The sequence below is a fragment of the Streptococcus anginosus subsp. whileyi MAS624 genome, assembly GCF_000478925.1.
GTDB lineage: Bacteria > Bacillota > Bacilli > Lactobacillales > Streptococcaceae > Streptococcus > Streptococcus whileyi.
The window spans coordinates 1,227,320-1,249,055 of the sequence record NZ_AP013072.1 but is presented as its reverse complement, the minus strand read 5'-3'; the positions used below and the strand labels follow the sequence as shown (position 1 = coordinate 1,249,055).

The following is a 21,736-nucleotide window of genomic DNA, read 5'->3' as shown; positions in this document are numbered from 1 at the left end:
ACAAATGAACCAAGAAGAAATTAATCAGGCTCTTCGTTTAACGATTGAAGAGCTGACCAGAAAGCTTGCTGATGAGGTAACTTCAAAGAACCTCTTAGCCATTCAATTGACGCAGAAAGAGGAAGCTTACCAAGTTCTCCTTCAGAAGAAAGAAGAATTGGAAGCTAATCTCAAAGAAGCAACTACACCATTAAAAATAGATGGAGGAAAGAAAGATGGAAGAAAAGAAATTACTACCGGATCTAAGTAGAATTACAGAACCTTTTGATTTGGCGGCGGCTCTCACTTATATGCGCGAGAATGGTGAATTCATTCGCTGCAAAAATGAGGGGGAGGATTTTTATATGTACCGAGAAGTACAAAAGCGTCCCGTGATTAAAGAAGGTCGACGTCAATTGATGGAAATTGAAACAGTGGGAGTTTTGACTCAGTGGGGAGCGACAGTCCCTACCATGAATTTGTCTGAGTTATTCCATAAAAACTTTTATATCATGCAATTTGATGAAAAGGGAAATCCCGACTGGAGTGAACCGCATAGAAAGGGAAATGTATCATGAAGCAGTTAGTTTTTGCGAATAAAGTCCTATTTACTACGGTAGGAGGACTTTTAGGAAGTGTTTTTGGCGATTGGGATGGTTTTATTTTTGCCTTGATTGTTGTCTTTATATCTATTGATTATATCAGTGGATTGATGGCAGCAGTTGTTGAAAAGAAGCTATCCAGTGCAGTTGGTTTTCGAGGACTGTTTAAAAAAGTTGTCATTTTGATGCTAGTGGCTATGGGGCAGATTATTGATACTCATATCTTGAAACAGGGAGGCATCATCCGAACCGCTATTATTTTCTATTACTTGTCTAACGAGGGGCTCAGTATTTTAGAAAATGCAGCACGGATTGGTCTGCCAGTTCCAGAGAAACTCAAACAAACTTTGAAACAATTAAAATCGGAGGAAAAATAAGATGGCATTATTTGGAGTAGATATCAGTGAACACAATGGCTTTATTGACTTTGATCAGTTGAAAAACAATGTTGACTTTGTCATTATCCGTTCGTCTTGGGGTAGCTTTGCGGAAGACCTGCGTGCACGACGAAATGCATCTGAATGTGAGCGGGTTGGCATTCCGTACGGATTTTACCATTATAGCTATGCTCGAAATTTGGGAGAAGCACAAGCTGAGGTCAATGCCTTTTTGAACTTTGCTCGTCAATTCCATCCTTCTATGCCGCTCTACATTGATATGGAGGATGCGGACGGTTGGAAAGCCAACAACGGTGGTGTGAGTTGGGAAACTTCTACGGCTATCTGCCGACTGTTTTGTGACAATGTAGAATCCGCTGGTTACTGGGCTGGCGTGTATGCAAGCCTGTACTGGTTCCAGAATATGGGTGACTTGTCCCGCTATACGAATTGGGTAGCTCAGTGACAGGTGGGAGCTTGTGCAGTTCCAACAGACATCTGGCAGTTTACAAGTGATGGAATTGTTGGTGGTATCAGTGGCCGAGTAGATTCCAATTATATGTATCGGGATTTACGCTCAGTTTATACTGGCCAAATCCCTGAACCTCGCCCTGCGGTTCCAGCACCGGCAGCACCAGCGTCGACTGGGAATTACACAGTTCAAGAAGGGGATACCTTATCTGCTATTGCAGCTCTTTATGGAACAAGTTATCAGGAATTAGCGGCTATCAATGGGATTGCCAATCCTGACTTGATTTATCCAGGGCAAGTTTTACAGGTTACTGGAAATCCTCAAGCACCTAGCAGCACCACTTATACAGTTGAAAGTGGCGATACGCTTTCAGCCATTGCGGACATGTATGGAACGAACTACCAGCACTTAGCTGCCATTAATGGAATTGAAAATCCAGATTTGATTTACCCTGGCCAAGTACTGCAGATTGAATAAGCAAACAGAGTCTGTTTGGAACCCTTCATGCAGGCTCTTTACATAGACAGCATTTGGACTTAAAAATGCTTGAATGAGTGGGCTGAATACTTGATAAATCTAGCCTTTAGAGTGATATATAGTAAGGAAGAAAGGAGAGTGGGATGAAGCCAGGAAAGATAAGAGTTTGTGCCTATGCGCGGGTTTCAACCATGACAGAAAAGCAACAAGATTCCCTCACCAATCAGCAAGCCTACTATAATCATTTTTATAAAAGATAAATTGTAAAATATAGTGCAACAAAAAAACTCATAGCGTTTCATTGGTGTAAACTGTAAGTAACCACACAAACAGAATCCCGAGGAAAAACTATGAGCTACTTCCATCTTACCATAACCGACCGAATAAAGATAGAAACCTACTTGGAATTAGGTTTGAAACCTTGCCAAATTGCAAGTAAACTTGGCGTCCATAAGTCTACCATTTCAAGAGAGTTAAGACGATGCCAAAATGGTTACTCCGCAGCCCTAGCACAGGAACAGTATGACCACAGGGCTAAGCAAAAAGGTCGGAAGTCTCGTTTGACACCAACGTTGAAAAAGGAAATTGAGGACGGTTTAAAATCCTCCTGGTCGCCTGAACAGATTTGTGGCCGCTATCAGCTTGAACAAAGGCCGATGGTAGCTTTTAAAACAATCTATAACTGGCTCTATGCTGGTTTGATTGCTCTGGATTTGAGTGTCCTTCGTCGTAAAGGAAAAACTCGACAACCTAAAGAAACACGTGGAAGATTTAGGATTGGCACATCGATTGCCAAACGTCCTAAAGAGGTCAGGAATCGTGAGACCTTTGGTCACTGGGAGCTCGATACTGTGGTGTCTTCCAGAGGCAAAAGCAAGGGCTGTTTAGCGACCTTTCTGGAGCGAAAAACGCGCTTTTACTTAGCTTTCAAGATACCAGACAGAACAGCCAAATCCATGTTTTCAGCCATCGAACAACTTTATAAGCTATTTCCAAAAGAGGCTCTTAAAACCTTCACTTCAGATAGGGGAAAAGAGTTTGCCTGCTATCCTCTGGTAGAGAATTTAGGAATTTCCTTTTTCTTTGCGGACGCCTATTCATCCTGGCAGAGAGGAAGCAATGAAAACGCCAATGGCTTACTAAGAGAATATTTTCCAAAGAAAACAGATTTAGCCGCTATCTCTGATGAGGCTTTGAACAAGGCCTTATATGATATCAATCACCGACCACGAAAATGTTTAGCTTACAGAACTGCTTGTGAAGCTCTAGTGGATGAGTACGAGTAAATGTTGCACTTATTCTTGCAATTTATCATTTAAAAATAGGAGATGAAGAGATGTCTGTAAAAGTGACTTATAATTGTTATATCAATTTATGCGAAGATTATATGTATGGTAAAAAATTTTTGGCTTTGCCAGAAAAATCAAGGATGCCATTGATAAGTGCTTTGATGGTGCAGAACTTGAAGCGTTTGGAGATGGAAATCAAGATGATATGTGGGTGAATCATTATGAATGTTTTGATACAGAAGAAGTTTTGACTTATCAGACAAAGATGTTGACTGACGAAGACTATCAGGAACTTCTTGAAAGTGGTAAGTTAGATGAATATATTGAACAACATTTGGAAGAAATTAAGGAGCGATTAAGAGTTAGATATTATTTTCTGGGTTATGTTAATAAGCAATGGCACGTGTTTATATGAGAGGGAGAGAATGAAATGACTGCAGAAGAGATATTTGAATGATTGGTTTCGTTGGCACATGGTGAGAGAATGTCTTATCATCGTGCTAAAGTTCGCACTAATGCTAGGAAGATAAGATATGATTTGACGTTTTTTAAAAATGGCAAGTATGTCTTAATGGTATTTTTTGTACTTGATGAAAGTGGTCAAGAGATAGCTAGAGATTTTGGCTATATGCCAGATGTCTTTGTGAAAATTTTTGGTGAAGAACAGATTGAGGAAGTGGAAAGTATTGTTAAAAGGTGGAATGGGAAATAAAAATGTAAGAAACCTTATTTTCTTATTTATGAGGTAGAAGGATGATTGCAAATATTCGAGTGCATGCAGACGGTCAATCCAGTTCATTGTGTCAGTTAGATATTATGAAATATCCTAAAGAGGCTATTGAGGCTAGAATGGTAGAAAGAGGATTCAGTGGTGAATCATTTTTTATTTGTGGCTTTGAAGATTGGCAGGTAGATACAATGATGAGTCTTGATGAAGCGTATTTGTTAAGACGGGTGATTGAAGGATTGTACGCTGGAGATGATTTTATTATTGTTCATTGTTTGAAAAATCATTGGTCGGTTAGTGATATCATTAGTCATCATTATTGTTTTGTGACAAAAGATGAAGTGCAGCTAATGACAAAAATTTTGAATCAATGTGAAATGTCCTCAGTTGTTGAATTTTTTTACAAGGCTAATAATTGGGTGACAGCTGTTCAGGCTTATATAGAGAAAGGAGTGGTACTCAATACAACACGAGGGTTTTATGTAGATGTAGATAATGTCCTTTAGAGCGGAAATTTTTAAAAATTTCCATTTTAAAGGAAATAAAACGTGAAAGGAGAAAACAATTGAGAGGGTTGAAATTCTTTTCTTCTAGGAAAAAAAGAAAAAAATAAAGTTTCCAAAACGGAAACAAGAAAATGTGCAGATAAGACCAAGAAAGATTAGTCAAAGAGCGGCTAATTTTTTATTGCTTGGTTTTATAGTTGGTGTGGTTGGCTTGGCTGGTTTAGTAATTGTTTCTAATGCAGTTAGAACATTGCGAGGTGAAAAGAAAATAGTCCAGGTAACAAATCAAGATTCACGGAACTTGTCAAATAAAGTTGGTTTATTCATGACAGATTTCTTAAACTCTTATTTTTCAGATAATAGTCCTGAAAATCAAGAGAAATTAAAGAAGTTTTATGGTGCAGGAATAGATGTGAAAACTACTAAAACAACGAATCTTGAAAGTAAATTGACAGGTGCAGTTTTGATTGAAATTACAAATCATCTTGCGACTTATCGTGTGGGATATACAGTAAAGGTCAATGATGAATGGAAAAATAATGTTGGAGTGATCAATATTCCTTATGGAGTAAAAAATAGCAAATATTATGTTTCTGATTTGCCTTACTTTACTGATGAAGATTCTTATATTGCGAAAAATCCGACAAATAAGGTGCAGTTGAATCTTCAAGCAGACGATTCAAAGTATTCTAAGGCTAAAGAATATGTAGAAGCGTTTTTCAAGGCTTATGCAAGTGGTGACAAGACGCAAATGTCTCCTTTTTCTAAGGAAGTTCGTCCAGTAAAAGGTTATGTCTTTAAGTCCGTAGATTATTCTTATTTTATTCAGGATAAGCAAAAAGAAGATGTACTGGTAAATATAGTACAGGTCACTTTTACAGACGGATTAGGGCTAACTCACCAGGAGAATTTCGTAGTTACTTTACAAGTAGATAAAAAAGAAGAAACGTATCGTATTCAAAAACTAGAGCATGGTATTTCAAAAAAATATGCAGCAGAATTGAAATAATGGAGGAAAAGAATAAATGAAAGATTTAGTAACAACGTTTTTAAAGGAACAAGGGGTATGGGTTGCATTAGGTATTGGTGTTGGTGCTGGGATTTATGAATTTATGAAAACCAAGAGTTTTGGAAAATCTTTGACGGTTTTGTCGGCTGGTTTTGTGATTGCATTTTTCTGTTTATATCCAGAACAAGTTTTAGCGAAATTTGGGGAAGGCATGAATTGGGCGTTGAGTCATATTAAATTTTAAGGGGTAAGTAATGGCAGAAAAACAGCGAGTAGATAAAAAAGTCTATAATTATCGGTCGGCTTTAGAGCAACCCATTTGGATTCAGAAGCTGTCTGAAAAAATATCTCTGTCAAATGCGATTAAACTATCAACGATTGGTTGGAGTTTAATCTTGTATGTGTTGTATTTGTGGCTAATGTCTCGTGTAGAGAAAGTGATTCCGATTCCGTTGATCTTTTGGGCAACCTTAGGCTTTCTTCCAATCTGGAGTTTGGGGATCATTTTATCAGATTTGAAAATTGAACAACAGCCAGTAGGAAAATTTTTAAAAGATTATGTCCGTTTTTATTGGAAATACGGACGAAAGCGAAAACGTTTCTATTTGAATGATGGTTTATTGTATTTTAAACCATCTTACATTTTAAAGAAAGAGAGGAAAAAGAATGGCATTAAACAACGAAGTTGAAGATATTGTTGAAAATCTGATTTTAAAGAAAGATGGAAGTGTCTTTGCTTTGTATGAAATCGAACCACAAGTTCTCAATCCAGTGGATGAAGTTAAAAAAGAGGATTCTAAGAATTTAGTGGTAGATTGGCTGGAAGAAATAAAAGGATATGGTGATTTTGATGTTGTCATGTTACCTTTTCCAAAAGATTTGTTGGGGAAATTTAGACAGTTATCTCATAAATTTTCTAAGGATACGGAAGAAATGGCGTATTCTGTTTTGGAAAAATCTTATGATTATTTGATGGCTACGAAGGAATTGTGCGATTATCATTATTTCATTTCGATTCCGTTAAAATCTTTTTCTATTTCGGTAGATGTAAAAGAAGTAATCCAATCTTCTATTCAAGCTGCTTCTGATTTACTGATTGAAAATTTAGGCTTTCAAAAGAATGTTTTGGAAGGCTGGGAAAAAAAGTATGTTCGTCAACGTGAAGAATTAGAAAAAAAGCTAGATTTGTTAGAGTTTAGACGGCTAGAAACCCAAGAAACGATTTTTGTCAATCGGTATGCTTATCTTCATTCTTTAAACGTAGATAAAGAGTATGAAGTGAAGTTGGTTGAAAATTATATGGGAAATCTAGGGGATAAGTCAGTTGACTTTAAGAAGATGAATGTTTTGGAGTTGTTTAATGAGGAAGGTAGTCAGTATGTGGTATTTTTGCCAGTGGCTTATAAAGCAGAGAATGCTTCTTATTTGCATACAATTGAACGAGCCAGAGCGTTAGGATTTCCAGTTGAGGTGTGGACGAAAGCAAAGTTTTCGAAAACGAAAGGTTTGCCATTTAATAATATTCGTACAAAAGGACGTTTTGCCCGTGCGAGATTAAAGGGAGCACAAACAGAAGCCCAACAGGCGGATTCGGTTGGGAAGAAGTCGGTTGGTCAATCAAAATACTTGGTTGAAAAAATGGAAGAGAAGATTGATGAAGGTATTCCAATGATTAGTTATTTGCAGACGATGGTCGTATCGGATGCAGATTATACAGTTTTAAAACAAAAAATCAATATTCTCATGGATTCCATGAAAGATAGTAAGATTAGTCTTTCCAGGGCAACACCTTATCAGTTATATTTGTTTTCAAAAAATCGTTTTGGTGAAATTCTTATGCCAGGAGATAAGAATTTTATTCAGCCAGTTGAAGCGGGAGCTTTTGCGGAAGACTTGTTTTTTACAAGTCAAATGGTTGGTGAGGAAATTGGCTTTTATTTTGGCATGATTGATAATCAAAGAAAGTCTTGGCATTCTCGCTTTGAAAAAGCGATTGCAGCAAGTGATAAACCAGTCTTTGTTAATATTTTAGAAGCGAATGAGCAGGCAGACGGTAGAGAGACAAACAATCCTCATATTTCTATATCAGGAGATACAGGAAGAGGGAAGACATTTGCGGCTAGTATGCTTCATTTCTACTCTAGTTTACTCAATGACCAAACCTTATATATTGATCCGAAAATGGAAAAGCGTTATTGGTATGAAAAGATGTTAAGAGAATTAGAGGAGACAGATTGTTTTCCAGAAATTCAAGATTATATCCGAAGTCTTCATTTTATCACATTAGATTATACTAAGGAAGAAAATGCTGGAGTATTGGATCCGCTTGTCTTTTTAGATCGTACACAGGCAAAAGGCTTGATTATTTCGATGATTGATGAGTTTATGCCTCTTGACAAAGAGAAAAAATTCAAGACAGAGTTATCAAAAATGATTCGAGAGTTTGCAGAAAGACGGGCAAAAGGAGAAAAAGTTGGGACACTTTCTGTTTTTAAGGCTTTAGCTAAACATGAAAATGAAGAGGTTCGAGAGACAGCGGAACTGTTGATAGAAGAAACGAAGGATTCGGTTTTGAGCTTGATTTTTTCTGACGGTATCAATCCAGCAGTTGACTTCACAGCTCGAAATACAATCTTGGAAATTGCGAACTTAGATTTACCAAATGACGAAAAGGTGCAATTATCTTATGAAAATAAGAAGTCTTTGGCGGTGATGTACGCTTTAGGTCATTATTGTATCAAGTTTGGTGAACGGGATTATGCTAGTAAGACAGTAGAGTTTATGGATGAAGCCTGGTTGTTTAAAATTACGGCTTACGGTCGTGGCTTGTTAAATCGAATCAAACGGGTTGGACGCTCTCAAAATAATTTCTTGGTCTTTATTTCGCAAGAACCAGATGATTCAAACCGAGAAGATGGAGAAACCTCTGCCTTTGGGATGTATTTCTGTTTTCATAATGAAGCGGAGAATGCAGCAGAAAAGGTACTCCGTCGCTTGAAAGTGCAAGTTACAGAAGAGAGTAAAGAGTGGTTTAACAATATGACTAAGGCTCAATGTCTCTATAAAGATACTTATGGTCGCGTAGAGCGAGTGACGGTTGATGGTTTGTTTTTCCCAGAAATTGCGAAACTGTTTGAAACAGTACGGAAACCTGAAGAGCAGGAGGTGGCTTAATGAATAAAACAATGAAACAGCTATTATTTGTTAGTCTGTTTCTATTATTTCTTCCAATTAGTGTTTTGGCAGATACTCCAGGAATAAATGGTTATAATACTGTTCCAAATCCAAATGAGAAAATCATTCCCAAAAATTCAAATCAGGGTTATGTACCTGTCAATGTCCAGGAAAGTCAAAGTCAGGAAGCAGCTAGAAAGAAGCAAGCACAAGAGAAAAAAGAAAAAAACGAGCGAGCGATTCAAAAGGATTCTTCCTATGAGAGTGTTAAGCAAGTAGCTGAACGCGTAGACCAAACACTAGAGAAAAAATCTCCAACTGTAAAAGAATTAGAACAGGCTGCAAGAGATATTGAAAGTATTAAAAATTACATTGCAAAGAATGCGGATAAAAATGATTCAAGCCAGATACAAGGTTTGCGGACAACCATTCGTAACTATGAAGAAAAATTTGTTTCTTTAGAAGAAGCTGCTAAAAAGCGGGAAGAAGCACAGACTTATTTGGAACAGGCTAAAAATACGGTTGATCCCACAAAATTGTCTAAATTAACGAGTTATATTTATTTGGAAGATGGCTTTTTTGGAATAACAGATATTTTTCCTAAAGTCGTTAATGCCATTGTGCAGGGCTTGTTTTTTGTGACAAAGACACTATATTGCTTAGTGATTATCATTTTAGAACAAGTCTTTAGTGCAAATGTCTATCAAGTATTGGATCAGATTGTTTCTTTCTCGGCTCAAATGTTTCAAACCTTTATGGATGATTACCAATATTTGGTTTATGCGTTAGCGATGATAGGTGGCTTGGTAGAGTTTTTTAAAACGAAACGTTTCCCTTTTCAAATGTTTCGCTTTTTGTTGGTTTGGTTCTTAGCGCTGTTTTTGTATCGTCCGTCTATTTTTTCAACGAATGTTGGGAATCAACAGTTTGAAGCCAAATATAATCTGTCTCGAGTGATTCAGATTGTGGATAGTGTTTCTTCGGATATGACAAAGATTGCGATTTCTGGCTTTGATCAGCTGGATAAAGAACATCAATCCATTGGCACAAATGCCAATAACTTGGCAACGGTTAAAGAAGCGATTTTTCAAGAAATGGTCTATAAACCTTTTCTCGCTTTAAACTTCAATACGACAGATGTCTCAGAAGAGAAAGTGAGGGCTTTGTTTGAAACAGAGGGGAAAACTAAAGATGTAAAGACATTTTCAGATGAAAATGAAAAAATATCCAATTTATCTTGGTCAAGTATTGGTAGCAAGTTCCTAACTGCTTTTGCGTCATTAGTGAAGGCTATGGTAGTTGGTCTGGCTTTAATTATGATTGGTTTGATTTCGCTAGTCTTTAAGTACATGGTACTTCTGATGATTGTAGCCTTGGTTTTCTTACTCTTTATTGCCATGATTCCAAGCTTTGAGCAGGTTCTGGGGAATGCAGGAAAGAAGATTCTTCAGTTTGCTTTTTTAGGTGGTTTGGGTCTCTTTGGGATTCGGGCTTTTCTCTTTATCAATAGTTTGATTGAAGGGGTCGCAGGCGGTATGAGTAAGGTTTATTTCTGGGTAGCAATTCTGCAGGGCTTGATTTGGTTTGTCCTTTGGCGTTGTAGCTCCATGTTAATGGGTTTGTTTGTTCGAGGCACCTTGTCTGCTCAAGAAGTGGCACAACGTGTTCAACAAAATCTTGGGCACTTGTACCAACCAGATTTAATTCCAACGGTGAACCCTTTCTCCAAAAATCGAACTCTAGATCGTTCAGCAGTTGAACCATCACAACCTTTGGCAGATAGTCTAGGGAATGAAGTTTTAGAGCCATCTATTCCATCATCTTCTGGGGTGCGAACATTGTTTCGAGCAACTAAAAACACCATGAAGCAAGGAGCTAATCGGGCATTAGAAGGCTATGATACGCTTCGTTATGGTGCAGGTGAAACATTGGATAAACAGGTGGCTTTGGATAAGAGAACGGAATTTAAACAACGTTTATTAGATACGGCAGATCATTTACGTCATGTCGCAACCATTCCAAAAGGAGAACGTCTTCGGTCTAAGTTACATGATTTAGCTGGAGATACGAATGCCCCTGCTCAAGTAGCTTTCAAAGAACGAGAAAATCGTTACTTGGAACGTCAAGAAAGACAAGAAGAACGCAAAAGAGAACAAGTTGCTTTTAGGGAATATTAACAACAACAGTCTGATGAGAAGCCAACACTTTCTTCTATGGTTGAAAACGAATTGGTCAAGCCGCAAATGAAACGAGAATTTCATAGGGAACAATTGAAACGGAAACAGGAAATACCGTCCATTCAGTCTAAAGAACCTTTAGAAAGCTCTCCTATTGTAGAAGAAAAATCGGCTATTCAAGAGAATTGTTTGAAAAGAGGAAAAAATGAAACTAGTAAAACGTAGCTTAGTTGGTTTGTTTTTGCTTCTTACTCTTTTTTTAAGCTTTATGATTCTAATTGTTGGAGGTGGAGCTGCTGATTCACAAACATTTGAATCCACAACAGGAGGCATTACCATCTCTGCTAAAGACTTTGCGCAACAATTTACAGAAAAAACAGGTCGGCAGTTGAGTGAAGACAATGCACAAAATGCGTTGGATTTCGCAAATCGACTCATTTCCCGTCATCATTTTACGCTTCAGGCGACTAGTGGTTCGTTGGCGGTAGCTTATCGAGAATGTGGTTTTGATGTAAAGGCGGTGAATCCTAGTGGTGGTGTAGCTGGTTTTTATCAGTGGTCTGGTTGGGGTAGTATAATCAATGGCAATCGTTGGGGTCAAGCGAAAGAAAAGAAACTCGATAAACAAATTCAAATGGATTTGATGAGTACCGAGTTAGAGGGAGCTTATGCTAGAGTGGTTATAAAAATGGGCTCTAGTGGAGATCCGAAACAGGCAGCTAGGGATTGGTCACAATATTATGAAGGAGTGGCAATTTCCGATTCTCAAACGAAGGTAAGTGCGATTGAAGAGTGGGCAGAAGTCATCTATGATATTTTGAAAACAGCACAAGGTACGTTTTCTAAGGATAATAATACGGGTACAAGTACCACAGCGATTCCTGCAGGTTGGGGCAATATCAGCCAATATGATGGTCATGCATACGACGGAAGTGGTTCTTATCCAGCAGGTCAATGTACCTGGTATGTTTATAATCGTGCAAAACAGTTAGGCATTCAGTTTGATTCCTTTATGGGAAATGGTGGTGATTGGTTTAGAAAAGCAGGTTTTTCTTCTAGCCATACACCGAAAAAGCATACAGCAGTTTCCTTTGTTCAAGGTTTGGCTGGTTCTGATCCAACTTATGGTCATGTGGCTTTTTGTGAAGAGGTAAGAAGTGATGGAACCATTTTAATTTCAGAAATGAATGTATTCGGAGTACCAGCAATGACGGTTTCCTATCGGGTATTAGATAAGGGAACAGCTAGTCAGTTATGGTATGTAGACGGTCATTGAAATGACTAATAGAAAGAAAATGAGGAAAAAAGAAATGAAGAAAAAGCAAGTAGTTGCAAGTTTATTAGTAGCAGTTAGTGTTTTAGGTACAAGCCCTTTGGCTGCTTTAGCGGAAGAAGGAAAGGTAACAAGTCCAGTAGATGTAGTAGTTCCTTCTCCTTCGGATAATGAAAAAGTTCCAGTTCCGACGGAAAAAGAGGAGAAACCCAAAGACGACAAAACGCAAACGGGTGAGGTAACTCCCGAGACACCAGTTAATCCGACTATTCCAGATAAGTCAGGGGAAAATCAGGAACCAGTCGAACCAAGCGAACCTTCCACAAAACCAGTTGAGCCATCAACTGAACCTTCAAAGAATGAGGAAAAGAAGGAAGAGGCGACACCTTCTCAAGAGGAGAAAAAGGAAGAAAAGCCTGCAGAAACTCCTAAGACGGATGAGACTACAAAACCGATTATTCCTACACCAGAGGAAAAGAAAGCAGAAGAAAATACAGGTGTCAAAGCGACTGATACTCCAAAACAAATCAATGTTACGGAAGAACAAATTGAGAAGCAACCAATTGTGACGAATACAGGTCATACAGTTGTTGGAACAAAAGAAGGACAAGTTTATGTTCAAAATCCAGATGGAGCAGTTGAACTGAAGAATGCATCTGAAATTGGAGCAGTTAAGCAACAAGATGGTACAGTTGCCTTGAAAGATGAGAAAGGTGAATTAAAAGTTTTACCTAAAACGGGAACGGTTGCTAGTATTGGAATGAGCTTTGTAGGTGTTTTGATGTTAGTTGCTTTAGGAGTGTTGAAAAAAATTAAATTTGGAGGTAAGTAAAATGAAAAAATTAGTTCTTTCAGAAATTCCTTTTTATGAAAACTTATTGGTGTTTGATGATGTGACTTATGGCATGATAAATAGAGGTATGTGGCTTAGCTTAGAGGATGATTCAAAAATTGAAAGTGTATGTGAAGATATTTATACGTATGATATTCGAGAGTATGAATGGTGTTCTAAGTTTTCGAGTGCTTTTCAGTGGGTTAGAGAGCACGAGGAAGAGATTCAACAGGCATTTGCAGAAGAATTAAGTACAGTTCATGGTGATGTAGATGAATTATTTTTTGAACTTAATGATTATGTCGATAAAATTGATGATATCAAACGTAGGATAAAAGAATATTTTGCTGCTGGAGAGGTTTAAAATAAAAGGTGAAAAGATTAATGACAAAAGAAGAGATTGTTTCTTATATAAGAGATTCTTTAGGAATTGAAGTTTCTTATCATATTTTTGTTAGAGGAGATGGCGGTCAACAAACGCTATCTCTTTTAATTGGTGGTTCAGAGTTTATTTTTGCTTATTTCAATGTTATTGATGAAGATATGGTTGAGTTTCGTGATCTACACGTAGAATGGACTCTAGGCTATTCTGTTGATGAAAATATAGAAGAAATTAAATGGTATCTTTCTCGGTGGAATGGACGTTGAGGAAGTTGTTTTTTTGTATTTATGTTATAATTTTATTAGGAATAGAATAGGAGGCTAAGCTATGAGTAACAATAGTGATAAGATAAAAAACTTTTTTTAAAGTTAATTGTTAAAAAGCATAGTGGTCTTAATGTTGCTTATATCAACAAAGTAAAGTCTTATTCTGATGATGAGCTAAAGATGGAATATAGTGAGTTAAAGTCCATTTCGGAAAGAAAAGGCACAATAGCTAATTCACTAGTTCTTGTGATGTTTCTTGCTTTTTTAGGTGGTTTATATAAACTATTCGTAGATTTTTCTAATAAGGTTACAGGAATTTATGGTGGTAGTGAGAAATCTTTGGTTTTGATGAATGGTTTAATGTTTTTAAGTATCACGTTATTTGTGATTGTTTCTTTTTTAATACTCTTTTATTTTTATAGAGTTTATGATAAGAAAAAGAAGTTTTATTATGTTGAAGTTCTTATGAAGGAAAAGGGATTATTAGGTTAACATGAGAGAATATTTTGAGATGATATTTGAAGAAATTTTAGGGAATTTGCTTGCTCAATTATTGTATGTTGCAAGTACTTTGTATTATTTGCATGAGTTGAGGGAGTTTAATAGTTCTGTAGTAGGAGTGACAAATCCTGTTGATATTATGTTTAAAGATGATGGGAAGGCATGGTATCTTTTAGGGTTTGCGTTAATTTTTACGACTCTTGCTGGATTTTTAATATGGTATCATGTTCATGTATTTTCTAGAATGAGTGGTTATTCTATGTTGACGTTGATATTTTTAATAGTCATTTCAGTTATTTTAGTAGCTATTATTTTTAAAGATATAAATAATCCAATTTTAAGAGCTGCAATCGTTGTTATATTTGGTGGGTCAATGATATTTACAGCATTGACGGCTTCTTCTTAATTAGTATTTATTGAATAGTTGTATGAACATCAATTAAAGAGAGTATGAAAGCAAGTCAATAATGGCTTGCTTTATTTTTTTAGTAATTATAAGAAAGTGAGGAAAAACTTTTGGAAGTACAAGAATTATATAATAATTATCCAGATAAATTTGTTTCAAAGAAACAGTTGAAAGAGAGTTGGTTTTCGGCTATTTCTGTTAAAACAATTGAGAGACATTTAGAAGAAGCAAAGGCTATTAGAAAATTTAAAAATATTTCGATTGGAACGGGTGGAAAAGTCATGATTAATGTGAGAGGTTTCTATTTGTTTTTATTGTATAAAGAGAAAAAATAAGTTTAAATGATATAATTGTAGGTATTGACTAAAGATATACCTGCTAGAAATAGGAGGTTCTATGTTTTTTAAGGTAATTGGTGCTAAAAAAGTGCGTTATTACGAGAAATATTATGATGAAAGTGAGGGGAAGTGGAAACAGGTATCGTGTACATTAACTTCTAAGACAAGGGCAGCTCAAGCTGAAGCAAGAAAAGTTTTAGAAGCTAAAATTGAACGAAAGACAAATACAGTATTTGGTGTTTCACAAGATTTATTAGTTTCTGAAATAGCTGGTGAGTTTTTTCTTATTCGAGAGTCGGAATTAAAGAGGAATACATATGTTAGACAAAAGGTGATGTTTGATGCCTTTTTAAGGAAATTTGGTACAAAAAAGGTTAGACAGGTGTCAAATGTGATGTTGCAAAAGTATTTGATGGTAAATGATTGGTCGGTGGGTTATCGTAAATTATTTCGAACGGTTTTAGATTCGTTTTTTTCTTATTGTTTTAAAGTTGGTTATATTAAAGAAAACCCAGTTGAAAGAATTGTTTTACCGAAGGCTAAAAAGAATGTTCAAATGATCCAGCGAAAAAAGGAGCATTTTTTATCGAAAGACGAAATGAGTGAATATTTACTTTATTTGTGAAATTCAAATGAAGATAAAAGATTGGTTTTGTTGGCAGAATTTCTGTATTTGACAGGAATGAGAGTTGGTGAAGCGCTAGGGTTAAAGTGGAAATATGTAGATATAGAAGCAAAAGAGATTTATATTAAGAATACATTGATTACAGAAGGGAGCGTAAAGAATTATTATTTGAGTTCTCCTAAGACTGTTAGTTCTGTCCGTAGGATAAAAGTAACAAGTAGAGTGGTTGAAATTTTAAATGAATATAGTCAACTTGAAGCTAAAGTTGATTTAGTGTTTATTTATAAGGGGAAATGCCCTATATCATTGAATACTTTTAATTGTTTTTTGAGGAGAACTTTTGAGAGGTCAGGAGTTAGAAAAATAGAAGGTTTTAGGTTGACTAGCCATGTTTTTAGACACTCGCATATTTCTTTGTTATCAGAGTTAGGTGTTCCTTTAAAGGCTATTATGGAAAGAGTCGGACATTCAAATGAAAAAACAACATTGTCGATTTATACTCATGTTACTCAGAACATGAAATTAGAAGTGGTTGATAAGTTGGAACAGATTGATTTGCATGTACCATAACTTAACCAAAAATGAGAGAAAAAACGACGAATTTTGTCTAATATTGTTTTATTTAAAGGTGTGTTAAGTTTTTGAAAAAGGCTGATATGAATAGGTTTGTATTGGTTTGTCTCGGTAAAAATGGATAGATTATGTTATACTAAAGTTATGTTAGATTTGAAAAAATATGGAATTGAGATGTGGGAGGATGAAAAAATTGCCTCCTTTCGCCAAAAATTATTAGCTTGGTATGATGAGAATAAACGTGATTTGCCTTGGCGGAGAAGCAGTAATCCTTATCATATTTGGATTTCAGAAATTATGCTACAACAGACGCGAGTAGATACGGTCATTCCTTACTATGAGCGCTTTATAGACTGGTTTCCGACAATCAAAGATTTGGCAACGGCACCAGAAGAACGCTTATTAAAAGCATGGGAGGGACTAGGATATTATTCGCGAGTGCGCAATATGCAACAGGCTGCTCAGCAGATTATGACAGATTTTAGTGGCGAGTTTCCTCACACTTACGAGGAGATTTCTAGTCTGAAAGGAATTGGTCCTTATACAGCAGGAGCTATTGCAAGTATTGCTTTTGGTTTGCCTGAGCCAGCGGTTGATGGGAATGTTATGCGGGTCCTGAGCCGTTTATTTGAAGTGAATTTGGATATTGGTGTCCCTGCTAACCGAAAGGTTTTTCAAGCGATGATGGAAATTCTGATTGACCCCCAAAGACCGGGAGATTTCAACCAAGCTTTGATGGATTTAGGCTCAGATATTGAAGCACCTATCAACCCTAGACCTGATGACAGTCCAGTAAGGGAATTTAGCGCTGCTTACTTACATGGAACCATGGAGAAGTACCCTATCAAAGCTCCTAAGAAAAAACCAGTTCCAGTTTATTTATATGGTTTGATTATCCAAGATGCTCAAGGACAGTTTCTCTTGGAAAAAAATGAGACTAGCGGCCTTTTGACCGGATTTTGGCATTTTCCTTTAATTGAAGTAGGTGAATTTCCTGATGATGAACAGTTATCGCTTTTTGAAATAGCTGAAAATCAAGTTTCATTTGACTTATCTCCCAAAGAAAGCTTTGAACAGGATTATGATGTAGTAGTGGATTGGCAGTCAGTACACTTCCCACAGATTCAGCATGTATTTAGTCATCGCAAGTGGCAGATTCGTTTGCTTTACGGTCGAGTAGCAAATATGATAAAAAATCAAAAAGAGGAACAAGTTCTGTGGCTGCATCCTGATGACTTTACCAACTATCCATTTGCTAAACCTCAGCAAAAGATGTGGCAAACTTTTCAAAAAGGAAAATTAAAAGGAAATTAAATGTTAAGAGGCAGGGATAATATGCTCCCTGCCTCGCTTTGTGATTGTAAAAAGCTATTGCCTAGTTGGTTTATAATATGCTGTGAAGTTGGTGATTTATCTCAGCTTCATTTTTATAAGTTAGCGAATGTCTTGATTTCGTCAGCCGTCATAGAAGAGTCACAACGGACAGTCACATGACCATTCTCTGTATGTAAAAATCCTGGTACAGTTGGGATTCCATATTCGGAACGAAAAGCTTGGAGCTCTTCCAGTTCACTAGGTTCCTCACTATTGATAAAGAAAATATGTGCTTGAGTTTCAGCGACAACACTAGCTAGCGTAGTGGCGAATTTACGACAGTAAGGGCACGTTTTACGCCCAATGAAAAAAGTTGCATTTTCTTTATTTGCAATGGCTTGTCGGGCACGTTCAACAGTCGTGACTTCTAAATCTTTGATATCTTGTGTAAATTTATCCATAAAATAACCTCATTTCTTTTGTTCATTCTAGTATGCCACAAATAGGAAAATAATGCAGAGATTTGAAATGAAATGTAAAATATTGAAAGAGAAGTGAAACAGGACAACAGTCTGCTAGACTGTTTGAAGTTGTAAACAGAGAAAATATTATTTTCTATTATAAAAGCAGTTCGAGCCTGAGATATTATTGTCCCAGACTCGAAGTTTGAATATTGTAGAAGTTAGACTGAGAAATCAAAACCTTCTTACTTTTTGCTTATTTTACAAAATCATTGATTTCTGCTTCAATTTTTGCAAGTTTTGCTTGAGCGTCTTGGCTAGAATTTCCGACAACAGCAATGTAGAATTTGATTTTTGGTTCAGTTCCTGAAGGACGTACAGCAATCCATGAACCATCAGCAAGTGTGTATTTTAATACGTCACTTGCTGGAGTTGTTAATTTCGTTACATTACCGTCAGAATCGGTAGCGGTTTGTGCTTTGAAATCTTCTGTGACTGTAATAGCAGTAGCGTTGAATTCTTTCGGTGCATTGTCACGGAACTTGCTCATAATAGCTTTGATTTGTTCAGCGCCATCAACACCAGACAAAGTAACTGAAATCGTCTTTTCAGCATAATAACCATATTCTTTGTAGATTTCTTCAATTCCGTCTGCAAGAGTTAAGCCGCGAGAACGGTAGTAAGCTGCAAGCTCAGCTACGACCAAAACAGCTTGGATAGCATCTTTATCACGTACAAATGGTTTAATCAAGTAGCCAAAGCTTTCTTCAAAGCCCATCATGTAAGTGTGATTGTGTTTTTCTTCAAATTCTTGAATCTTTTCAGCGATAAATTTGAAACCAGTTAAGACGTTAAACATGGTAGCGCCGTAGCTTTCAGCAATCTTGGTCACAAGATCGGTAGACACAATGGATTTGCAAAGTGCTGCATTTGCGGGAAGTGTTCCAGCAGTCTTGTGCGCTTCAAGGATATACTTGGCCATAATCGCACCGATTTGATTTCCTGAAAGATTGCGGTAGCTGCCGTCTTTTTGGAGAACTTCAACGCCCACACGGTCAGCATCTGGGTCTGTTGCGACAAGGACATCCGCACCAACTTTACGTCCCAATTCTTCAGCAAGAGCGAAAGCAGCTTGGTTTTCTGGATTTGGTGATTTGACAGTGGAGAAGTCTGGATCTGGCACACATTGAGCTTCAACGACTTGAACAGAGTCAAAACCAGCTTGGGCAAATGCTCGGCGTGCTAACATTTCACCTGTACCGTGAAGCGGAGTGTAGACAATTTTCATGTCTTTGCCATATTCGTCAATCAAGTGTTGATTGATATTCACGTCTTTTACTTCTTTTAGGTATTCAATATCGACATTTTCACCGATGATTTCAATCAATCCAGATGCTTTTTCGGCTTCAACATCAGCTACTTCAATAGTAAATGGATTTTCAATGGCACGAATATAAGCTGTTAGAGCATCAGCATCATGCGGTGGCATTTGCCCCCCATCTTCACCATAAACTTTATAACCATTAAATGGAGCAGGATTGTGGCTAGCAGTAATCATAATTCCAGCAAAAGTTCCTAAATGGCGAACCGCAAATGACAGTTCTGGTGTTGGACGGAGACTTTCAAATACATAAGATTTAATGCCATGTTTTGCTAAAACAGCAGCAGATTCAAAGGCGAATTCTGGAGAGAAGTGACGAGAGTCATAAGCGATAGCGACACCGCGTTTTTTGAAATCTTCACCTTTTTCATCAATCAAACGTGCTAAACCTTCAGTTGCCTGACGAACGACATAAATATTGATACGATTCGTACCAGCGCCTATCAGACCACGCATACCAGCAGTACCAAATTCAAGATTGGTATAAAAAGCATCTTCTTTTGTCTTTTCGTCCATCGAATCCAATTCTTTACGAAGGTAGTCTGGAAGTTCTGCAAAATCAAGCCATTTTTTGAAATTTTCTTGGTAAGTCATTACGAAATCTCCTTTTTAAAATAGGGAAGCTTATGAAAAATCAGTGAAAACAGGAAATGTCATTATCTATTTAATAAAGGAGCGAGCACATCCAGTTTTCTCAATTTTTCAGCTTTCTGCATTGTTTAACCGTTTTCATTATAGCATTTTTTCATAAAAAAATCACGATTTCACGTGATTATTTTCTAACTTTTTCAAGGACTGGAATAATGGTAACTGTTAGAACCGCAGAAATAATCATTTCAGCAATGGAATTGGTTGAAATGACAGAAGCAAGCAGTAGTTGAATGTTTCCGTTATATACTTTGGAGAATAGTAGGAAAATCCCTCCTAAAACAAAAATAGTATTTGTCAATGAACCGACTGTTCCAGCTAAGATAAGTCCGGTCTTATTTTTAAGATATTTATAAACAAAATAAGGAGTAATTCCGATTAAGATTCGCGGAACGAGGGCAATGATGAGCGAATAAATATTCCCATTAGGGACAAACGGGCTAAACAAGTAACTGGTTGGCAAGAGAACAAGTGTGTTCGTAACCAGACTAATGATACCCATTAGCGCCCCTAAAATAGCACCTACCTTTGGTCCATATAAAATACTTGCAATAATAACGGGAATGTGGACAATCGTTGGTTTGATTGGGACGGGAAAAAGGTTAAATATTACTGAACTCAATAGATGAATGACGAGCATAATCGCAAAAAAGATAGCAATTTGAGCAATATTAGATTGTTTCTTCATAAATCATTTCCTTTACTTTTTTTATAATTGTTTCTACAGAAGCAAGTGCGCCGATTCCTTTGTCGCCACAGGCGAGGCCGGTTTCTCTAGGCTGAATCATTTGCCAGCCGTATTTTTCTAATTTAGATAGATTTTCTTGAGTGATTGGATTTTCATACATTTTGGTATTCATAGCTGGGGCTAATACCTTTTTGGCTGTTGATGGCAGAGCAAGTGCGGTACTGGTTATCATATTGTCTGCAAAGCCATTGGCTAATTTAGCGATTGTATTGGCAGAAGCAGGTGCAACTAAGAAAAGATCCGTTTGCTTGGCAATTTCAATATGATTGACCTTGTTTGGCGTAGGATCGTCCATAACATCTGTATGCACTAAATTTTTCGACAATACCTGCAAAGTCAAGGGGGTAATGAAATTTGTGGCTGCTTGAGACATCAGAACAGTCACCTTTTGATTGTCTTTTGTCAATTGACTGGTCAAGTCAGCAGCTTTATATGCGGCAATGCTTCCTGTGACAGCTAAAGTAATATGTTTCATAGATTATCCTTTGCGTGAATGTGTGTTACGAGTTGTTGAGCGATTTCCTCTTTGGTATTAACTTTTATCACAGAATTTTCTTTGACTAAGTAAGCATGATGTTGATTATTGGAAATATCATACAAGTCATTTGCCACAATTATTTCTGCTTTGTTTTTTATGAAACTAGCACGAGCAACTGTCAGTAATTCTTCTTTAGAAACACCAACTAAGAGTTTAAAACCAATTAGACGGATATTTGGATTCCAATTTTTTACTCGACTGATAATTTTCGGTGTTTGCTTGAGAAAGAGCACTTGATATTCATCTTTTGATGAAATCTTCCCTTGTACGTTTGTTTTGTTCAAAAATTCTGTTAAATCCTGTGAAGCAGTGATTTGGTCAAATCCTGCCATATAAATAGGGGTATAGTCAGAGACAGCCATTGAATGAATCAAAACGTCATGAGTTTTGACCAAAGGCTGCATTGTTTCCAGCAAATCTTGTACATTTTCAATGATTTGAATAGTTAGATTTGGATGAGCAGCAGGTTTGACAGCATTCTGTGTAGTGACTAATGTAACTTGATCGCCTTGTGCTAAAAAACTCTCCGCAATAAGAGCACCAAGCTTTCCTGTTGAGTGATTCGTAATAGAACGAACTTGATCGATTTTTTCGCTCGTTCCACCAGAAGTAATCAATAATTTCATATTTAGATTTTACACAAAAAAGCCTCATTAGTAAA

At 36.8% G+C, this 21,736-nt stretch carries 31 protein-coding genes; 26 read left to right on the top strand and 5 right to left on the bottom strand.

Annotated elements, in window-relative coordinates:
• Nucleotides 1-4 precede the first annotated feature (4 nt).
• From ANG_RS06335 to mutY, 26 genes are all read left to right on the top strand, one after another.
• On the top strand, nucleotides 5-250 hold the full coding sequence (locus ANG_RS06335) for a hypothetical protein (RefSeq protein ID WP_003038024.1): 246 nt from the start codon (nucleotides 5-7) through the stop codon (nucleotides 248-250).
• Entirely contained in the window at nucleotides 216-557 is a 342-nt protein-coding gene (locus ANG_RS06330) for a hypothetical protein (RefSeq protein ID WP_003038021.1), read from the top strand. The genes ANG_RS06335 and ANG_RS06330 overlap by 35 nt, the downstream gene beginning before the upstream one ends.
• A complete protein-coding gene (locus tag ANG_RS06325; RefSeq protein ID WP_003038002.1) occupies nucleotides 554-958 on the top strand; it encodes a phage holin family protein in 405 nt (134 codons plus the stop codon). Before ANG_RS06330 ends, ANG_RS06325 begins: the two co-directional genes overlap by 4 nt.
• A gap of 1 nt (nucleotide 959) precedes the next feature.
• On the top strand, nucleotides 960-1,424 hold the full coding sequence (locus tag ANG_RS11480; protein ID WP_003037990.1) for a GH25 family lysozyme: 465 nt from the start codon (nucleotides 960-962) through the stop codon (nucleotides 1,422-1,424).
• A gap of 3 nt (nucleotides 1,425-1,427) precedes the next feature.
• Nucleotides 1,428-1,907 (top strand): LysM peptidoglycan-binding domain-containing protein, encoded by a 480-nt coding sequence (locus tag ANG_RS11475; protein ID WP_003038037.1) that lies wholly within the window; start codon nucleotides 1,428-1,430, stop codon nucleotides 1,905-1,907.
• Between the two features lie 350 nt (nucleotides 1,908-2,257).
• Nucleotides 2,258-3,193: an IS30 family transposase gene (locus tag ANG_RS06315; protein ID WP_020999450.1), complete on the top strand. Its 936-nt coding sequence runs from the start codon at nucleotides 2,258-2,260 to the stop codon at nucleotides 3,191-3,193.
• Nucleotides 3,194-3,243: 50 nt separating this feature from the next.
• A complete protein-coding gene (locus ANG_RS11470; protein ID WP_229031558.1) occupies nucleotides 3,244-3,411 on the top strand; it encodes a hypothetical protein in 168 nt (55 codons plus the stop codon).
• On the top strand, nucleotides 3,402-3,611 hold the full coding sequence (locus tag ANG_RS11465; protein ID WP_229031557.1) for a hypothetical protein: 210 nt from the start codon (nucleotides 3,402-3,404) through the stop codon (nucleotides 3,609-3,611). Before ANG_RS11470 ends, ANG_RS11465 begins: the two co-directional genes overlap by 10 nt.
• 69 nt (nucleotides 3,612-3,680) lie before the next feature.
• Nucleotides 3,681-3,908 carry a hypothetical protein gene (locus ANG_RS06305; protein WP_025271812.1) on the top strand — a complete coding sequence of 76 codons (228 nt, stop codon included), beginning with the start codon at nucleotides 3,681-3,683 and terminating at the stop codon, nucleotides 3,906-3,908.
• A 41-nt stretch (nucleotides 3,909-3,949) separates the two neighbouring features.
• Nucleotides 3,950-4,429, top strand: coding sequence for a hypothetical protein (locus ANG_RS06300; RefSeq protein ID WP_020999650.1), 480 nt, complete (start codon nucleotides 3,950-3,952; stop codon nucleotides 4,427-4,429).
• 133 nt (nucleotides 4,430-4,562) lie between these two features.
• Nucleotides 4,563-5,438: a conjugal transfer protein gene (locus tag ANG_RS06295; RefSeq protein ID WP_025271811.1), complete on the top strand. Its 876-nt coding sequence runs from the start codon at nucleotides 4,563-4,565 to the stop codon at nucleotides 5,436-5,438.
• A 16-nt stretch (nucleotides 5,439-5,454) separates the two neighbouring features.
• Complete coding sequence (locus ANG_RS06290; RefSeq protein WP_003033602.1) at nucleotides 5,455-5,682, top strand: TcpD family membrane protein; 228 nt, start codon at nucleotides 5,455-5,457, stop codon at nucleotides 5,680-5,682.
• A gap of 10 nt (nucleotides 5,683-5,692) precedes the next feature.
• Nucleotides 5,693-6,127: a TcpE family conjugal transfer membrane protein gene (locus ANG_RS06285; protein WP_003033543.1), complete on the top strand. Its 435-nt coding sequence runs from the start codon at nucleotides 5,693-5,695 to the stop codon at nucleotides 6,125-6,127.
• Nucleotides 6,105-8,612 carry an ATP-binding protein gene (locus ANG_RS06280; RefSeq protein ID WP_025271810.1) on the top strand — a complete coding sequence of 836 codons (2,508 nt, stop codon included), beginning with the start codon at nucleotides 6,105-6,107 and terminating at the stop codon, nucleotides 8,610-8,612. The genes ANG_RS06285 and ANG_RS06280 overlap by 23 nt, the downstream gene beginning before the upstream one ends.
• On the top strand, nucleotides 8,612-10,789 hold the full coding sequence (locus tag ANG_RS06275) for a hypothetical protein (RefSeq protein WP_003033652.1): 2,178 nt from the start codon (nucleotides 8,612-8,614) through the stop codon (nucleotides 10,787-10,789). The genes ANG_RS06280 and ANG_RS06275 overlap by 1 nt, the downstream gene beginning before the upstream one ends.
• A gap of 36 nt (nucleotides 10,790-10,825) precedes the next feature.
• Nucleotides 10,826-11,014: a hypothetical protein gene (locus ANG_RS11460; RefSeq protein ID WP_003033662.1), complete on the top strand. Its 189-nt coding sequence runs from the start codon at nucleotides 10,826-10,828 to the stop codon at nucleotides 11,012-11,014.
• Complete coding sequence (locus ANG_RS06270) at nucleotides 10,995-12,065, top strand: phage tail tip lysozyme (RefSeq protein ID WP_003033561.1); 1,071 nt, start codon at nucleotides 10,995-10,997, stop codon at nucleotides 12,063-12,065. The genes ANG_RS11460 and ANG_RS06270 overlap by 20 nt, the downstream gene beginning before the upstream one ends.
• A 34-nt stretch (nucleotides 12,066-12,099) precedes the next feature.
• Nucleotides 12,100-12,894, top strand: coding sequence for an LPXTG cell wall anchor domain-containing protein (locus ANG_RS06265; RefSeq protein WP_003033553.1), 795 nt, complete (start codon nucleotides 12,100-12,102; stop codon nucleotides 12,892-12,894).
• A gap of 1 nt (nucleotide 12,895) precedes the next feature.
• A complete protein-coding gene (locus tag ANG_RS06260) occupies nucleotides 12,896-13,258 on the top strand; it encodes a hypothetical protein (RefSeq protein WP_003033578.1) in 363 nt (120 codons plus the stop codon).
• Between the two features lie 20 nt (nucleotides 13,259-13,278).
• Complete coding sequence (locus ANG_RS06255; protein ID WP_003033614.1) at nucleotides 13,279-13,542, top strand: hypothetical protein; 264 nt, start codon at nucleotides 13,279-13,281, stop codon at nucleotides 13,540-13,542.
• Nucleotides 13,543-13,722: 180 nt separating this feature from the next.
• A complete protein-coding gene (locus ANG_RS06250) occupies nucleotides 13,723-14,034 on the top strand; it encodes a hypothetical protein (RefSeq protein WP_231847258.1) in 312 nt (103 codons plus the stop codon).
• A 19-nt stretch (nucleotides 14,035-14,053) separates the two neighbouring features.
• Entirely contained in the window at nucleotides 14,054-14,449 is a 396-nt protein-coding gene (locus ANG_RS06245) for a hypothetical protein (RefSeq protein ID WP_003033670.1), read from the top strand.
• A 110-nt stretch (nucleotides 14,450-14,559) separates the two neighbouring features.
• Nucleotides 14,560-14,784: a hypothetical protein gene (locus ANG_RS06240; protein WP_025271809.1), complete on the top strand. Its 225-nt coding sequence runs from the start codon at nucleotides 14,560-14,562 to the stop codon at nucleotides 14,782-14,784.
• Nucleotides 14,785-14,845: 61 nt separating this feature from the next.
• Nucleotides 14,846-15,412 (top strand): site-specific integrase, encoded by a 567-nt coding sequence (locus tag ANG_RS10955; RefSeq protein ID WP_003033619.1) that lies wholly within the window; start codon nucleotides 14,846-14,848, stop codon nucleotides 15,410-15,412.
• Nucleotides 15,413-15,433: 21 nt separating this feature from the next.
• Nucleotides 15,434-15,982: a site-specific integrase gene (locus ANG_RS10950; RefSeq protein WP_003033629.1), complete on the top strand. Its 549-nt coding sequence runs from the start codon at nucleotides 15,434-15,436 to the stop codon at nucleotides 15,980-15,982.
• A gap of 147 nt (nucleotides 15,983-16,129) precedes the next feature.
• A complete protein-coding gene (gene mutY, locus ANG_RS06230; protein WP_025271808.1) occupies nucleotides 16,130-17,299 on the top strand; it encodes an A/G-specific adenine glycosylase in 1,170 nt (389 codons plus the stop codon).
• A gap of 113 nt (nucleotides 17,300-17,412) precedes the next feature.
• Here mutY and ANG_RS06225 read toward each other — a convergent pair whose 3' ends face one another.
• The 5 genes from ANG_RS06225 to ANG_RS06205 form a co-directional block, all read right to left on the bottom strand.
• The gene (locus ANG_RS06225) at nucleotides 17,413-17,760 is read right to left on the bottom strand and encodes a thioredoxin domain-containing protein (RefSeq protein ID WP_003024197.1); all 348 of its coding nucleotides are present in this window, start codon (nucleotides 17,758-17,760) and stop codon (nucleotides 17,413-17,415) included.
• A 256-nt stretch (nucleotides 17,761-18,016) separates the two neighbouring features.
• Nucleotides 18,017-19,735, bottom strand: coding sequence for a phospho-sugar mutase (locus tag ANG_RS06220; protein ID WP_003033584.1), 1,719 nt, complete (start codon nucleotides 19,733-19,735; stop codon nucleotides 18,017-18,019).
• A 178-nt stretch (nucleotides 19,736-19,913) separates the two neighbouring features.
• Nucleotides 19,914-20,477: an ECF transporter S component gene (locus ANG_RS06215; RefSeq protein WP_003033598.1), complete on the bottom strand. Its 564-nt coding sequence runs from the start codon at nucleotides 20,475-20,477 to the stop codon at nucleotides 19,914-19,916.
• Nucleotides 20,461-21,012 carry a phosphopantothenoylcysteine decarboxylase gene (gene coaC / locus ANG_RS06210; protein ID WP_003033596.1) on the bottom strand — a complete coding sequence of 184 codons (552 nt, stop codon included), beginning with the start codon at nucleotides 21,010-21,012 and terminating at the stop codon, nucleotides 20,461-20,463. The genes ANG_RS06215 and coaC overlap by 17 nt, the downstream gene beginning before the upstream one ends.
• Complete coding sequence (locus ANG_RS06205) at nucleotides 21,009-21,701, bottom strand: phosphopantothenate--cysteine ligase (protein WP_003033644.1); 693 nt, start codon at nucleotides 21,699-21,701, stop codon at nucleotides 21,009-21,011. The genes coaC and ANG_RS06205 overlap by 4 nt, the downstream gene beginning before the upstream one ends.
• Nucleotides 21,702-21,736 lie beyond the last annotated feature (35 nt).